The sequence below is a fragment of the Amycolatopsis sp. WAC 04197 genome (genome assembly GCF_003947475.1).
Lineage (GTDB): Bacteria > Actinomycetota > Actinomycetes > Mycobacteriales > Pseudonocardiaceae > Amycolatopsis > Amycolatopsis japonica.
On record NZ_QHJK01000009.1, the window covers coordinates 1 to 14,793 of the forward strand.

The window sequence follows — 14,793 nt, forward strand, 5'->3', positions numbered from 1 at the left end:
AACAGAGACCCAGCACAAGCCGGCAGATCTTTCGCAAGACAACCCAACCAGGGCGTCAGTGGCTTTCCGAGCCAGACCCCGCCAGAACTCCATCCACACACATCATCATCACTGTGGCTTTCGCGACACTGAAAGAGACGCGACCCCGTCCGATCAAGCGGCGCGACGTATGCGGGCCTCGGCGGCACGGTACGCGGCCACGAGTTCCGCGGCGACACGCTTCGGCTCCGTTCGCAAACGGCTGGGCAAGGTCTGAAGAACCACGATGCCGGCGGCCGCGTACCTGGCGTTTCTAGCCACCGTCGCGGCGTACTGCTGCTTGCCGAAATGGAAGTCGTACGAATCGATCTCCCATGCCAGACCCGCCGCCACGAAGTAGCCGTCTGCGGTCGCGATGTATTCGCCGTTCTCGTCGCGCAACTCGTGATTCCACAAGGGTTCCGGCAAGCCGGTCAGCCGCCACACCTTCATCGCGTCGACCTCCGCCGCCGACCGTGCTCCGTCGGCGATCCGATGCAGCACCTCGCGCGGGATCGCCGTGCCACGGCTGCTCCCGGCGTCGAGTTCGGCGAACAGCTCCGCGAGGCTCACACCCCGCTGCACCGCCTCGGCCAGCAAAGCGGAAGCCTCTCGTCTCGAGCCAAGCCGACGACTCTCGTCGAGCACCGATCTCACCAGAGGTGCCAGCGGAACACCGCTGGACACGACAGCCTGCGGCAGCCGAGTCGTTCGTTCGATGATCACATGCCCCGAACTGCCTACCTTGTGTTCGAGTGGCACCAGGAGATGAACGCGGAAAGCGCCGTCCGGCAGCATTTTCAGCCCGTGCCGACGGCACGAGGCAGCTCCGGTCACCACCGCATCCGGTCCGGCATACAGCAGGGCCGCCTCGACCAGCTGGCGACGGGTCGGCTCGCCGGAATTCAGCATCAAGACTCCCGGCAGCAGCCGACGCCACTGCTTTCCCGGACGGCACCGGCGATAACACGTCCTCGACGGAACTCCGAGTTCCGTCAACCGGGCGACGGTGATCACGCCCCCACGGCTGTGCTGGTAGAGCCCCTCGGGATCACGAGCCCACTCTCCGGATTTCACCCCATGATCGTCGGCTCCCGGCTCCTCGGTCGCCAGTACCTTTCGCCTGCCCTGTGGACAACTCGCCACACCAGCCCCACTGTGGACAAGTCCTGCGGCGTCAGATGACCTGCGGTGTCGCGAAAGCCACTTTCGCGACGTCTGATGTCCCGAAAGTGGCTTTCGCGACACCGGCGAGCACCCGCAGAAGACCACGGCGGCAGCTCTCGACCAGGAGCGCGGCTAGAGTGCGCGGTGATGAGACGCAAGCTCCGCCCGCCGCTCCCGCCCCGCCACGGGCTCGATCCCGCGAGGCTCAAGATGCCCGCCGAGGGGCCGTGGACGACGTTGCGGGAGCACCTCGTCGAGCGGCTTCCCCGCGTCGCGCCCGAACGGATCGAGGAGATGCTTCGCGAGGAGCGCATCGTCGGACTCGACGGGCCGCTGGGCGTCGATTCGCCGTTCGTGCCGGACTCGTTCATCTGGTTCCATCGCGACCTGCCCGACGAGGTCGAGGTGCCGTTCGAGGTTTCCGTACTGCACCGCGACGAGCATTTCCTCATCGCCGACAAACCGCATTTCCTCGCGACGATCCCGCGTGGACGGCACATCCTGCAGACCGCGCTGGTCCGGCTGCGCCGCGACCTCGATCTCCCGCGGCTCACCCCCGCGCACCGGCTCGACCGGGTCACCGCGGGGCTCATCCTGTTCGTGATCACCCCCGAAGTCCGCGGCAAATACCAGACGATGTTCCGGGACCGCTTGGTGCACAAGGAATACGAGGCGATCGCGCGCCACGATCCTGCCGTCGCGATGCCGCGCGAGATCAGCAGCCGCATCGTCAAGGAACGCGGGGTGATCGCCGCACAGGAGATCGACGGGCCGCCCAATGCCGAGACCCGCGTCGAGCTGATCGAGCACCGCGACGGTCTCGGCCGCTACCGGCTGATCCCCGCGACCGGCCGCACCCACCAGCTCAGGCTGCACATGAGCGGCCTCGGGTTGCCGATTCTCGGCGACGACTTCTACCCGGAGCTGACCGAAACCCCGCTCGACGACTTCACCGAACCCTTGCAGCTGCTGGCGAAAGTCCTCGAGTTCACCGATCCGGTCACCGGGGAACGCCGCCGGTTCGAGAGCAGGCGGACGCTCCAGGCGTGGACGGACCTCGACGCGTGGCGCCGCGGCCCGAGCCTCGTGAGTGGCGAGGACGGTTAGAACCGTCCTCGCCACTCACGAGGCGACCCGGCTCACTTACGCCAGAACTTGATCCCGCTCCAAGTCACCTTGACGGGCCCGGCCCCACTGGCCGTCCGGTAGGCGCCGAACTTGTCGTAGTAGCTCCCGCTACTGCTGCTCACGGTCTGCTTCAGCGAACCGTTGATGTACACCTTGTGCGTGCTCCCGACCTGGTGCACGGTGTTGACCCGCACCGACGTCCCGACGGTCGCGCCGCTTCCCAGGGTGTCCCCGCCGTGCACGGCGTAGAGCCGCCCGCCGCGTTCGACCGCGAGCATGAAGTACGGGCCGGCGGTCGGCGCGTCGCGGAAGGTCTGCTTCAGGCTGATCCGGCTGCCCGCCATGCTGGTGATCCGGAACGAGCCCTCGAACTGCCGGGTCCCGCCGGTGTAGGTCACGTAGCGTCGTTCCGCCCGTTGGTCCCCGCTTCCGGTGGAGCAGGTCAGCTCGAAGTTCAGCCCGTCGACCTGGCCGCATCCGCGTTCTTGCACGTTGAACGAGGGGTTCTCCGCCGTCCACGGCCCCGTTCCGACCTGGGCGTTCGCCGGCATCGCCGACGCGATCAGGCCGAGGACGGCCGCCGCGACCACCCCGGCGGTCCGAAGTCGTCTCCGCATCCTGCCTCCTGCGCACTCAGGGCGGCGGTGATGGTCCAGACCAGGACCAGGCTGCGACTGTACGAGCACGAACCGTCGTCGGACAAGAAGTTGACGCTCCGGCGTCCCGCTGATTGGGTAACGACGGTGATCCTCTCCTTGACGGTCCTCGAAGGACTGGCGGCCGGGACGATCGACCTGGCCTTCCGGCGCTGGTCGAAACAGAACGTCCGCGCCGGCGACGTCATGCGACTGGAGGCCGGGGTGATCGAGGTCGTCTCGGTCGAGATCGTCGACCCCGACGACATCACCGAGGCCGAGGCCCGCCGCTCCGGCGCGGAGTCCGCGAACGCGGTCCGCGGGACACTGCGCGGCCCCGCCGACGCCCCGGTCTACCGGGTCCACCTGCGGCACCTCGGCCCCGATCCCCGGCACGCGCTCAGCGCGGACGCCGAACTGTCCGAAAAGGACGCCGAGACCATCGGCAAACGCTTGTCCAAGATGGACAGACGTCGTCCGTGGACGCACGAGACCCTGCGGCTCATAGCCGAAAATCCCGGCCGCCGCGCGCAGGACCTCGCCGAACTCCTCGGCCGCGAGAAGGAACCGCTGAAAGTCGACATCCGCAAGCTGAAGAACCTGGGCCTGACGCTCAGCCTCGAAGTCGGCTACCGGATCTCCCCTCGCGGCGCGGCCTACCTGCGCCTCATCGAGGATCCCGGTAGAACGCGCTGAGCTCCGGCGCGAGCCGCTCCGGCGCGACACTGTGGAACTCGCCGTCCAGCTCGACCCGACGCGCCCCCGGAACCGTCTTCGCCGCGGCGAGGGCGGCGGCCTTCAGCCAGTCGGTGCTGCCGTTGCTGTTCACGACGAGCACGGGCGTCGCGATCGACGCCAGTTCGCCGGGCACCTTGGAATCCCTCATCACGAAGGCGTCGTAGACGAGCGTGGGCGCGAACGAGCGCAGCTCCGCCCACATCGGCGTCGCCTTGGCCGCGGTGACGGCCTCCGCCGGGGTGCCGACCGCGGACATCGTGAACAGCGCGACGGCGTCGTCCCACCGGTCCGCCGCGACCAGCTCGCGCATCTCGTCGGCATACCCCACGGGAACTTCTTCCGTCTCGCCGCGATACGGCGGCTCGAAGACCGACAGGCGCGTCATCGGCACTCCCGCCGCGGCCGCGAGCAGCGCCAGCGCGCCCCCGGAGGAGATGCCGTGCACGATCACCGGCTCATCGAGCGCGGCGACCACCGCGGCCAGGTCTTCGATCTCACGCTCGACCGCGTACGGCGCGGTGTCGCCGCTGTCACCCCGGCCCCGGCGGTCGTAGGTCACCACGGAGAACTCGGCCGTCAGCTCCGCGACCAGCGGTTCGTCACCGTGCCGGTCGTTGCCCGCGCCCGCGACGACGACCAGCGCCTGCCCCTTGCCGCGCCGTTCGAACGCGATCGGCGTCCCGTCCGCGGACCTCACTGTGTGGATCATGCGGACCATCGTGCCCGACCCCACCGACAGAATCAGGTCATTTACGCCCACTCGAACACCCGTTCGACAAATGGTCGGAACCGGGGTAGGTTCGGATGCCATGACCCCCGCCCTTCAAGCCTCGCTGTTCGACGAGTGCGCCGCGCTCGGGCTCGGCTCGCTCGACGGGCTCCGGCGCACCGAGCTGACCCGTGGCGCCTGGATCGACGTGCTGCCCGGCTGGCTCTCCGGCGCCGACGAGCTGTTCACCCGGCTCGCCGAAGACGTGCCGTGGCACGCCGAACGACGGCAGATGTACGACCGCGTCGTCGCCGTTCCCCGGTTATTGAGCTACTACCGCGAAGGCATGCCGCTCCCCCACCCGATCCTCACGGAGGCGCGGGAGACGCTCTCGGCGCACTACGCGGAAGAGCTCGGCGAGCCGTTCGTGACCTCCGGTCTGTGCTTCTACCGGGACGGGCGCGACAGTGTCGCCTGGCACGGCGACGACACCGGCCGCTCCCGCACCGAGGACACCATGGTCGCGATCGTCTCGGTCGGCGCCGCCCGGCAGCTGGCACTGCGCCCGCGTGGCGGCGGCGAGACGATCCGGCACGCCCTCGGCCACGGCGACCTGATCGTCATGGGCGGCAGCTGCCAGCGCACCTGGGAACACGCCGTCCCCAAAACCGCCAAACCGGTCGGCCCGAGGATCAGCATCCAGTTCCGTCCGAGAGGAGTCGCCTGAAAGATCAGTCCAGCAGCACGGGCAACGCGTCGACGCCGTAGACGATGGAGACCTTCCGGAAGCCGACCTCTTCCGGTTCGACCGCCAGCCGCATCTCCGGGAACCGGCGGATCAGCGCGGGATACGCGGTGCGCAGTTCCATCCTGGCCAGTTCGGCACCGATGCAGCGGTGGATGCCCCAGCCGAAGGCAAGGTGCGACGTCGGCTCGCGGGTCGCGTCGAACTTCTCCATGTCCTCGCCGAGGACGCCGTCGCGGTTCGCGACGCTGAGCGACACCAGCACGATGTCGCCCTTCGCGATCCGGACCCCGGCGATCTCCATGTCCTCCTTGGCGAACCGCGGGAAGGCCATCTGCACCACGGTCAGATACCGCAGCAGTTCCTCGACGAACCTGTGGACGGCCTCGTCGTCGCCGCGAACGGTTTCGAACAGCTCGCGATCCTTGAGCAGCACGAGCGCGCCGAGCGCGAGCATGCTCGCCGTGGTCTCCAGCCCGCCGGTGAGCACACCGTCGGCGAGGCCCGCCAGCTCGCGGTCGTCGATCTCGTCGCCGTGCTCCTTGATGAGCATGCCGAGCAGACCGTCGCCCGGCTTCTCGCGCTGCTTCTTGACGATCTCGTCCAGATAGGACAGCGACTCGGTCATCGCACCGAGTGACGCCCCCGCGCCACCGAAGAGATCGAACCGCGCGGTGCTCAGCCGCTGGAAGTCGTCGCGATCCTCGTACGGGACACCCAGCAGCTCACAGATCGTCAGCGACGGGATCGGCAGCGCGAAGGCCTCCCACAGATCGACGGGGCCGTCCGCCTTCTCCATCGCGTCGAGCTGCTCGGCGACGATCTCGTCGATCCGCGGCGTCAGGCGCGACAGCCGCCGCATGGTGAACTCCGGCGTGAGCAGCCGCCGCAGCCGGGTGTGCACCGGCGGATCGGCGAACCCGAGCCCGCCGGGGTTCTGGTCCTCGGTCACGCCGGCGTTCCCGACCAGGTTCGTGAAGTCGCTGCTGAACTCGCCGACCTTGCCCAGCACGGCCTTGGCCTCGTCGTAGCCGGTGACCAGCCAGCCGTTCATCCCGAACGGCAGGTCGAGCTTGCTGATCGGCTCCGCCGCGCGGATCCGGCCCAGCTCGGCCACCGGGTCGAGGCCGTCGCGCTTGAGCGGCAGCAGCGCGTTGTCCGGGATGACCGACATCTTGGACAGGTCGAAACCGTTCTTCTGCTGACGCGCGAGGTAACGGCGGCCGATCCACGCCAGCACGCGCGAGCGAATGCTCCCCATACTCTGCACCCTACTCCAGCCCGCGACCAGCTGACCTGGCACAACAGGCCGCCTTCGCCCGCCGGGGCAGGAATTTCGACGGCTGTTCACCCGCCGTCCCACTCGATTACTCACGTCCAGAAAGTCGGATTTCCCCCGCCGGGGGTTCCCGGCGACCGGGAGACGTCGGTCACCGTCGGTCACGACGGACCGGGGGTAACGCCTGACAGCGGGCGCACGTCGTGAGATTGTCAGACCCTACTGGGAGGATTCGGACATGTCAGCCGCCCTCATCGGACGTGACCATCCCGCGGGGGTGCTCCGCGCGGAGATCGCCCGCGCCGCCGAAAGCCACGGCGGGCTGGTGCTGGTCACCGGGGAAGCCGGAATCGGCAAGACCACGCTCGTCACCGGCGCCGCCGAAGAGGCGAAGCGTCTCGGCGCCCTCGTGCTCAACGGATCCTGCTGGGACTCCGCGAGCGCCCCGGGCTACTGGCCGTGGACACAGGTGGTCCGCGGGCTGCGGCGCGCGGTCGGCGAGCGCTGCTGGGCCGCGATGGCCGACAGCGCGCTGGACGTCCTGCTCGGCGAGGCGCGCGGTGACGGCGCGGCCGACGGGTTCCGCTTGTACGACGCGGTGACGAGTGTGCTGGTGGCCGCCTCACAGGACCAGCCGGTCGTCGTGGTGCTCGACGACCTGCACTGGGCCGACGCCGCCTCGCTGCGGCTGCTGGAGTTCGCCGCCCAGCACACCTGGTTCGAACGGCTGCTGCTGGTCGGCACATACCGGGATGTCGAGGTCGAAGCGACCGATCATCCGCTTCGCTCGCTCATGCTGCCGTTGCTCGCGAAGGCCACTTCGGTCACTCTCACCGGCCTCGAACCCGACGAGGTCGGCACGCTCATGGCCAGGACGGCGGGCGCGGAGCCCGACGACGCGCTGGTCGCCGAGGTCCACCGCCGCACCGGCGGGAATCCGTTCTTCGTCGAGCAGACGGCCCGGCTGTGGCACAGCGGCGGTTCCGCGGAGACCATCGCCCCCGGCGTGGCCGACGCCCTGCAGAGACGGCTTTCCCTGCTCCCCCAGCCGGTCCTCGGTCTGCTCACCACCGCGTCCGTGCTCGGCAGGGAATTCCACCGGCGGCTGCTCGCGGGGGTGGCGTCGGCACCCGTACCCCAGGTGGACCGCCTGCTCGACCAGGCCGTCGCGGCGCGGCTGGTCGTGGTGCACGGGCAGGGCCGGTTCGCCTTCGCCCACGACCTCGTCCGCGAGACGCTGTACGCGAGCCTGTCCGAACCGGATCGCCGCAAGCATCACGCCGCCGTCGTCGCGGCGGCCCGCGAGACGCCGTCGTCCTCGGACCGGCTCTTCCCCGCGGACATGGCCCGCCACGCGCTGCTCGCGGGGCGTGAACTCGATCCGGACGAGGCCGTCGATCTGCTGCTCGCCGCCGCGATCGACGCCACCGGCCGGATGGCGATCGAGGAGACGACCACGCACTACCGGCGGGCGATGGAGATCGTCGAAGACCGGCGGCGGCAGGCGGTCATCGCGCTCGAACTGGGCGCGCATCTGACCCGCCACCAGGAAACCGAGGAGGGCAGGCAAGTCCTCGACGACGTCTCCGTGCTCATCCGCGAACTCGACGACGACGATCTCCTCGCCCGGCTCGCGTTGACCCTGATCCGCGCCGACCACAAAGGCCTGCGGGTCGACGAGACGGTCAAGGTGCTCACCGAAGCTCACGGACGACTGTGCGGCCGCGAGCCCGGCCGGGACGTCACCGTCGAGGAGATGACGCAGGAACTGACCGCGCACATCATGATCACCGCCCGCGACGACCAGGACGATTCCGCCCTGTTGTTCGGTCTGTGGGCCCGGCACGACGCGATCTGGGGTCCGGGCAGTGCCGCGGAACGTGAGCGGCTCACCGACGAACTGGTCCTCGTCGGCCGCCGCACCTCGAACCCGGAATTGGAGCACTACGCGGCGTCGTTCAAGTGGGTGGCGCTGCTCGAACAGGGCGATCCCCGGTATTTCGAGCAATACCAGGAGTTCCTCGCCCTGGCGGCCACCGGCAGGGCGCCGAGTTCACAGCTGGCGTCCCGGATCGACCAGAGCATCATCGCCACGCTCCAGGGCCGGTTCTCCGAAGCCGAGGCGTTCATCCAGCAGGTGGTCTCGTGCCACGGAGGAGACGAGCATCCCCATTTCGGTGACCTGAACCAGTTGCAGCGATGGGCCCGGTGGTGCCTGGAGGGACGGTTCGACGACCTCGTCGGGCTGCACCGCGAAATCTCCCGCAGCGGGTACGCCTACGGCCGGTTGCTGGAGGCGATCACCGCCGCCCAGCGCGAGGACGTCGGGGAAGCCGTCCGGCTCACCGATCTCGCGGCCGACGCGAAGCCGTATCCGCGTGACCTGGAAGCGTTGTGGTTGCGTTGTCAGGCGCATACGGCGGCGGTCTCACGCGATCCCGAACGCTGTGAAGCGGCCCGCGCGCTCCTTCTGCCGTACAGCGGGGAGTGGCTGGTTTCCCTGTACGGCTGCGAGATCTCCGGCCCGGTCGACCTCTGGCTCGGCAGGCTCGATCTCGCGCAGGAACGGTGGAACGAAGCGGTGGACCGGCTGCGCGGTGCCGTCGTCTCCGCGGATCGTCTCAGGGCGACGGTCTGGGCGGCCGAAGCCAAGTCCTGGCTGGCGATCGCCCTTTCCGGCCGTAACCTCGACGGCGACGCGACGGCCGCGATGAGCCTACTGTCCGAAGTGGACGAAGAAGCCACAGCGCTCGGTATGCGACAGGTCGCGGCCAGGGTGACACGGGCGCGGCAGGAGGCGCGGACCCCGACGGCGCCGATGGCCGAGTTCCGCCGCGACGAAACCGTGTGGACCTTGCGCTTCGACGGCGTCACCACCCACCTTCCGGACTCGAAAGGCTTGCGGGATCTGCATTTCCTGCTCGGCAGGCCGGGCTCGGAGGTGACGGCGGTGCGGTTGCTCGATCCCGAAGGCGGCGAGGTGGTCGTCGCCGCGAAGAGTCTCGGCGGGGACGCCGTCCTCGACGCCGAGGCGAAGGCCCGGTACCGCGCGCGGCTGGACGAACTCGACGAACTGATCGACACCGCGACCGGCCTCGGCCAGGACGCGCGCGCCGCAGCGCTGGACCGGGAACGGGACGCGCTGCTCGCCGAACTGCGGTCCGCGGCCGGGCTCGGCGGCCGCACCCGGCGACTCGGCGACGAGGCCGAACGCGCCCGCAAGACGGTGACCGCCCGGATCCGCGACACCCTGCGCAAACTCGACGAGCAGCATCCGGCGCTGGCCGCGCACCTGCGCGCGTCGGTCACCACCGGCTCTTCGTGCCGTTACGCACCAGAGGAAAAAGTCCCCTGGCGGCTGTGAGCCGCCAGGGGACCTACCCCCGGTTCACTTGCGGTTGTAGAGCCGCATCGTCAAGGTGCCGAAGATCGCGAGGATGATCGCGCCGGCGATCAGCACCCAGCTGATCTCGCCGCCGTCCCAGTTCCCGTCCATCATCGAGCGCACCGCCGCGACCACGTGGGTCACCGGGTTCACGTCGACGAAGGCCTGCAGCCAGCCCGGCATCGTCTCCGGATCGACGTAAATGTTGCTGAGGAAGGTCAGCGGGAACAGCACCATCATGCTGACGCCCATCACCGACTTCTCGCTGCGCAGCAACAGGCCGAACATCGTCCAGATCCACGAGAACGCGAACGAGAACGCCAGCAGCAGCAGGATCGCCGCGGCCACGCCCCCGACTCCCCCGGCGGGCCGGAAGCCCATGATCAGCCCGACGCCGAGGATCACCACCGAGGCGATGAGGTAGCGCAGCATGTCGCCGAGCAGGTAGCCGACCATCGCCGACGGCCGCCAGATCGGCAGCGTGCGGAACCGGTCGAAGACACCCTTCTCGATGTCGGTGTTGACCGAAATCCCGGTGTACATGGTGATCATCAGGATGCTGCTCGCCATGATGCCCGGCAGCACGAACTGCAGGTACTGCGTCGGCGAGCCGGACAGCGCGCCGCCGAACAGGTAGGTGAACATCAGCGTCATCATGATCGGGAACGCCGTGACGTCGAACAACTGCTCGGGCACGTGCTTGATCTTCAGCATCGCGCGCCACCCGAAGGTGACCGAAGTGGAGAGCGCGCTCGGGCGCTGTGGGCGGTTCTTCGCGATCAGGACGGCGGCGAGATCCTCCGCCTTCGGTGCCGCGAGAACGGGTTCGTTGTCTTTGACTGCCGTGGTGCTCAAGCTGCACTCTCCTCAGGCGTTGCGGTGCGGTCGGTGAGGGCCAGGAAGACCTCGTCGAGGCTCGGCTGGCCGAGGGAGAAGGTGTCGACGACGATGCCGGCGCGGGCGAGTTCGGCCAGTGCGCGCGCGGCGTGCTCGGCGGCACCCTGTTCGGTGCTCTCGCCCGAAAGCCGGGCGGTCAGCGCGACGGGGTCCGCCTCCAGGAGCACCTGCGCCTCCAGGGTGCGGACGAGCAGTGCCTCGGCCTCGGACCGCTGGCCGGCCTCGCGCAGCCGGACGTGGACGGCGCCCGCGCCGACCGACGCCTTCAGCTGCCCCTTGGTGCCTTCGGCGATCACCTTGCCGTGGTCGATGACCGCGATCCGCGAAGCCAGCTGGTCTGCTTCGTCGAGGTACTGCGTGGTCAGCAGGACGGTGGTGCCGTGCTTCACGATCGCGCGCACGATGTCCCAGACCTGGTTGCGGCTGCGGGGATCCAGCCCGGTCGTCGGCTCGTCGAGGAAGAGCACGTCCGGGGTGTTGAGGATGCTCGCGGCGATGTCGATCCGCCGCCGCATCCCGCCGGAGTAGTTCTTCACCTGCCGTCCCGCGGCCTCGGTGAGGCCGAACGCCGCCAGCAGCTCCGCCGCCCGTGCGCGGGCGGCCGGTTTGCGGTGCCCGGTCAGCCTGCCGATCAGCACCAGGTTCTCGGTGCCGGTCAGGTCTTCGTCGACCGAGGCGTACTGCCCGGTCAGGCTCACCATGGACCGCACCGCGTCGGCGTCGCGGACGACGTCCTTGCCGAAGATGCGCGCTTCACCGCCGTCGGGGCGGAGCAGGGTCGCGAGCATCTTCACCGCGGTGGTCTTGCCGGCGCCGTTCGGCCCGAGGACGCCGTACACGGTGCCGGCTGGGACCTTCAGGTCGATCCCGTCGACCGCCCGGTTCTCGCCGAACACCTTGACCAGCCCCGAGGCTTCGATGGCCAGTTCACTCATTTTCCGTTTCCTTTCAGAAGCTTTCAGCAGACGTAGGGGCGGGCGGCGCGTGCGTCGCGCAGGGCGAGGCCCCACCAGGCGAGCGCGTCGAGCAAGGTGGTCACGGCCTGCACTTGCCCGTCGGAGTCGAAGAGCGTGCCGTCGAGGAGGTTGAAGGCCACCGTGTCGCGCATGGTCACCGTGTGCAGCTCGGTGAAGATCGTGCGCAGCTGCTCCACGGCGTAGAGACCCTGCGAGCGGTAGCCGTAGGAGACGAAGCCGACCGGTTTCGCGCGCCACTCGTCGTAGGCGCAGTCGATCGCCTGCTTGAGCGACGCGGGGAAACTGCGGTTGTACTCGGGGGTGACGACGACGAACGCCTCCGCCTCGTCGACCAGCCGCGCGAACCGCTTCATGTCGGGCGTCGGATGCTCCGGAAGCCCGGAGGGCAGGTCGAAGTCGACCAGGTCGAGCACGTCGGTGACGAGATCGTCCCGGTGTTCCGCCTGGCCGGTGAACCATTTGCCGACGGTGTCCCCCACCCGTCCTTCGCGGGTGCTGCCGACGATCACCGCGACCCGCAGCGGACTGACGTCCATGACCGACCTCCTCTCGCCTCACCCCTCAGGCGCGAGAAAGCCGCCGGGCTTCCGCTAGATCGGATCTAGCGGAAGCCCGGCGGCTTCGGTCGGTGATCTCGCTACGCGTCCAGCGCGATCGCGATCGCGCCCAGCAGGGACGCGTCCTGGTCGAATTTCGCCGACACCAGTTCCGGCGGGAACGGCACGGCCCGCGCCAGCCGCTCGCGCAGCGCGGGCAGCAGGATGTCGGCCGAGCGCACCAGTCCCCCGCCGACGGCGATGCGCTGTGGGTCGAGCGCGATCGCGAGGTTCGCGACGTGCATCGACAGTTCGTCGAGCGCGGCGCCGACGAGTTCCTTCGCCTGCGCGTTCTCCCTGGCGAGGCCGAACAGTTCGCCCGCGGTTACCGGGCGGCCGAGCAGCACACTCGCCCGGCCGCCCAGCCCACGCCCACCGACGGCCTCCTCCAGCGGCGCCGCTCCGCTGGCGAAACCGTCGGTGTCCTGCGGCGAGAGGAGGTTGTACCCGATCTCTCCCGCAGCGCCGTTGGCGCCGGCCAGCAGCCGGCCGCCGACCAGGACCGCCGCGGCGATCCCGGTCCCCAGCGAGAGGAACACCGCCGGATCGGTGTCCGCCAGTGCCCCCCAACGCCATTCCGCGAGCGCCGCCGCCTTGGCGTCGGTGCCCACCTCGATCGGGACGCCCTCGAACTCGGCCGCGACGAGTTCGCGCAGCCGCAGTTCCTCCCAGCCCGGCACGTTCGGCGCGAGCAGGATGCGGTCCTCCAGCACGATGCCCGGGCTGACCACGCCGATCGCGACGAGCCGGTCCGCGGCGCCTTCGTCGGCGAGCAGTTTCCGCGCCGCGGCGAGCGCGCGGCTCACCACCTGTTCGGCGCCCGCTTGCGCGTCGGTGTCGAGCCTCCGGGTGACCAGCAGGCTCCCGGCTCTGTCCGCCAGCCCGATGGCGACCTTCGTCCCGCCGAAGTCGATCCCCAGGATCAGTTCTTCCCCCGTCACTTCCCGTTCCCCTCTGCCGCCCCCGCGAACGATTCCTGAATCCCCTTGGGCCCGAACGGCCACACGCGCTCCGCCTTCGCGTAGGCGAGGAACGCCGCCACGCCCAGCACGATCCAGCCCACCGAAAGCCCGATCGACAGCCAGGTGGCGGAGAAGTAGATGTAGACCCAGCCGAGCAGCGCGATGATCGTCGGGATCGGGTAGAGCCATTGGCGGTACGGCCGCTCCAGCTCCGGCCGTCGCCGCCGCAGCACCACGATCGCCGCGACCTGCGCGAGCGACTGGATGAGCACCAGCACCGTCACCGCCGCGTTGATCACCGCGGTCAGGGTGAACAGCGAGCCGATCGCGGCGATGGCGCCCATCGTCAGCACACCGGCGGTGGGCAGGTTCAGTTTCGGGTGCAGTTTGGCGAACACCGGCAGGAAAACCTTGTCGCGCGCGGCTTCGAACGGGACCCGCGAACCGCCGAGCAGGCCCGCGAACACCGAACCGATCGCGGCGATCACGATGAACACGGTGATGACCTTGGCCGCGCCCGTGCCCCACGCCTGTTCGAGCACGGTGGAGGCGACCGACGTGGCGGTCTTCAGCTCCTCCAGCGGGACCGAGCCCAGGACGCCGAGCTGCAGCAGAAAGTACAGGCTCATGATGCCGAGGATCGACAGGATGATCGAGCGCGGCAGCGTCCGGCCCGGGTCGCGCACCTCACCGCCGAGGTAGGCGCTGGTGTTGTAGCCGAGGTAGTCGTAGATGGCGATGATCAGGCCCGCGCCGAGCCCGGCCCAGAACGCGCCGCCGTCGAACGAGAACGCGCCCGGCGTGAAGGCGAACGCTTGCGCGCCGTCGAAATGCGTGAAGGCCGCGACGATCACCGAGAGCGCGGCGAACAGCATGATCCCGAACAGGACGGTGGTCAGCTTCCCGATCTCGCCGATCTTGCGGAACAGCGCCAGCACGATCAGGGCGATGATCCCGAGACCGATCACCTTGCCGAGCGTCGTCGTCCCGCCGTCGTCGGCGACACCGGGGATCAGGTACCCGAGGTACTGGACGAGGCCGATGATGCCGGTGGACATGATCAGCGGGATGAACAGCACCGCGCTCCAGGCGAAGAGGAACGGCATGAGCCTGCCGGTGCGGACGCCGAACGCCTCGCGCAGGTAGACGTAGGTGCCGCCGGCACCGGGGAGGGCGGCGCCGAGTTCCGCCCAGATGAGGCCGTCGGCCAGCGCGATGACCGCGCCGATGAGCCAGCCGAACATGGCCTGCGGGCCGCCGAGGGTCACCACCATCGCGGGGATGGTGACGAACGGGCCGATGCCGCACATCTGGGTCATGTTGATGGCGGTCGCCTGGAGCGGCCCGATCTTCCGCTCGAGCCCCGGCCGCGGGGATGAACTCAAAACGCGCCTCCCTGTTAGTTAGTAAAGTTTCTTAACATAATTTCGGGCGTGTCGGAAGGCCACGCGGCGAAGTTGTCGCGCACCGGTCCACCCGGGATTGCCCGAAAGGGCGGAATCCCGGGTAATACGCCCGAATGGACCAGCGCGGGACGTATCAGGGGCTCCTCGTTCC

13 protein-coding genes are annotated in these 14,793 nt (G+C 69.1%); 4 read left to right on the forward strand and 9 right to left on the reverse strand.

The features are described 5' to 3' along the window. Positions 1-153: 153 nt before the first annotated feature. Positions 154-930: a hypothetical protein gene (locus DMC64_RS43025; RefSeq protein ID WP_233629870.1), complete on the reverse strand. Its 777-nt coding sequence runs from the start codon at positions 928-930 to the stop codon at positions 154-156. A gap of 402 nt (positions 931-1,332) precedes the next feature. Here DMC64_RS43025 and DMC64_RS30045 point away from each other — a divergent pair, with 402 nt between their 5' ends. Next, on the forward strand, positions 1,333-2,292 hold the full coding sequence (locus tag DMC64_RS30045; RefSeq protein ID WP_125736290.1) for a pseudouridine synthase: 960 nt from the start codon (positions 1,333-1,335) through the stop codon (positions 2,290-2,292). Positions 2,293-2,324: 32 nt separating this feature from the next. On the opposite strand, the gene DMC64_RS30050 is transcribed toward DMC64_RS30045, so the two are convergent. After that, entirely contained in the window at positions 2,325-2,930 is a 606-nt protein-coding gene (locus tag DMC64_RS30050; RefSeq protein WP_125736291.1) for a hypothetical protein, read from the reverse strand. A 30-nt stretch (positions 2,931-2,960) separates the two neighbouring features. On the opposite strand from DMC64_RS30050, the gene DMC64_RS30055 reads away from it, so the two are divergent. Next, positions 2,961-3,644, forward strand: a complete 684-nt coding sequence (locus DMC64_RS30055; protein WP_233629871.1) for a hypothetical protein — start codon at positions 2,961-2,963, stop codon at positions 3,642-3,644. On the opposite strand, the gene DMC64_RS30060 is transcribed toward DMC64_RS30055, so the two are convergent. Next, entirely contained in the window at positions 3,616-4,395 is a 780-nt protein-coding gene (locus DMC64_RS30060) for an alpha/beta fold hydrolase (RefSeq protein ID WP_233629872.1), read from the reverse strand. The two genes, DMC64_RS30055 and DMC64_RS30060, sit on opposite strands and share 29 nt — an antisense overlap. 100 nt (positions 4,396-4,495) lie before the next feature. On the opposite strand from DMC64_RS30060, the gene DMC64_RS30065 reads away from it, so the two are divergent. After that, the gene (locus tag DMC64_RS30065; RefSeq protein ID WP_125736293.1) at positions 4,496-5,122 is read left to right on the forward strand and encodes an alpha-ketoglutarate-dependent dioxygenase AlkB; all 627 of its coding nucleotides are present in this window, start codon (positions 4,496-4,498) and stop codon (positions 5,120-5,122) included. 4 nt (positions 5,123-5,126) lie between these two features. Here DMC64_RS30065 and DMC64_RS30070 read toward each other — a convergent pair whose 3' ends face one another. Then, entirely contained in the window at positions 5,127-6,401 is a 1,275-nt protein-coding gene (locus tag DMC64_RS30070; protein WP_199755149.1) for a cytochrome P450, read from the reverse strand. Between the two features lie 256 nt (positions 6,402-6,657). On the opposite strand from DMC64_RS30070, the gene DMC64_RS30075 reads away from it, so the two are divergent. After that, a complete protein-coding gene (locus tag DMC64_RS30075) occupies positions 6,658-9,783 on the forward strand; it encodes an AAA family ATPase (protein WP_125736294.1) in 3,126 nt (1,041 codons plus the stop codon). Between the two features lie 24 nt (positions 9,784-9,807). Here the strand turns inward: DMC64_RS30075 and DMC64_RS30080 are convergent, their stop codons facing one another. The 5 genes from DMC64_RS30080 to DMC64_RS30100 all read right to left on the reverse strand — a co-directional run bounded on the left by DMC64_RS30080 (position 9,808) and on the right by DMC64_RS30100 (position 14,621). Further along, positions 9,808-10,659, reverse strand: a complete 852-nt coding sequence (locus DMC64_RS30080) for an ABC transporter permease (protein ID WP_125736295.1) — start codon at positions 10,657-10,659, stop codon at positions 9,808-9,810. Continuing rightward, positions 10,656-11,636 (reverse strand): daunorubicin resistance protein DrrA family ABC transporter ATP-binding protein, encoded by a 981-nt coding sequence (locus DMC64_RS30085; RefSeq protein ID WP_037344160.1) that lies wholly within the window; start codon positions 11,634-11,636, stop codon positions 10,656-10,658. The genes DMC64_RS30080 and DMC64_RS30085 overlap by 4 nt, the downstream gene beginning before the upstream one ends. 23 nt (positions 11,637-11,659) lie before the next feature. Next, complete coding sequence (locus DMC64_RS30090) at positions 11,660-12,214, reverse strand: NADPH-dependent FMN reductase (protein ID WP_125736296.1); 555 nt, start codon at positions 12,212-12,214, stop codon at positions 11,660-11,662. Positions 12,215-12,315: 101 nt separating this feature from the next. Beyond that, entirely contained in the window at positions 12,316-13,215 is a 900-nt protein-coding gene (locus DMC64_RS30095; RefSeq protein ID WP_125736297.1) for an ROK family protein, read from the reverse strand. Continuing rightward, complete coding sequence (locus DMC64_RS30100; RefSeq protein WP_125736298.1) at positions 13,212-14,621, reverse strand: APC family permease; 1,410 nt, start codon at positions 14,619-14,621, stop codon at positions 13,212-13,214. Before DMC64_RS30100 ends, DMC64_RS30095 begins: the two co-directional genes overlap by 4 nt. Between the last annotated feature and the right edge of the window lie 172 nt (positions 14,622-14,793).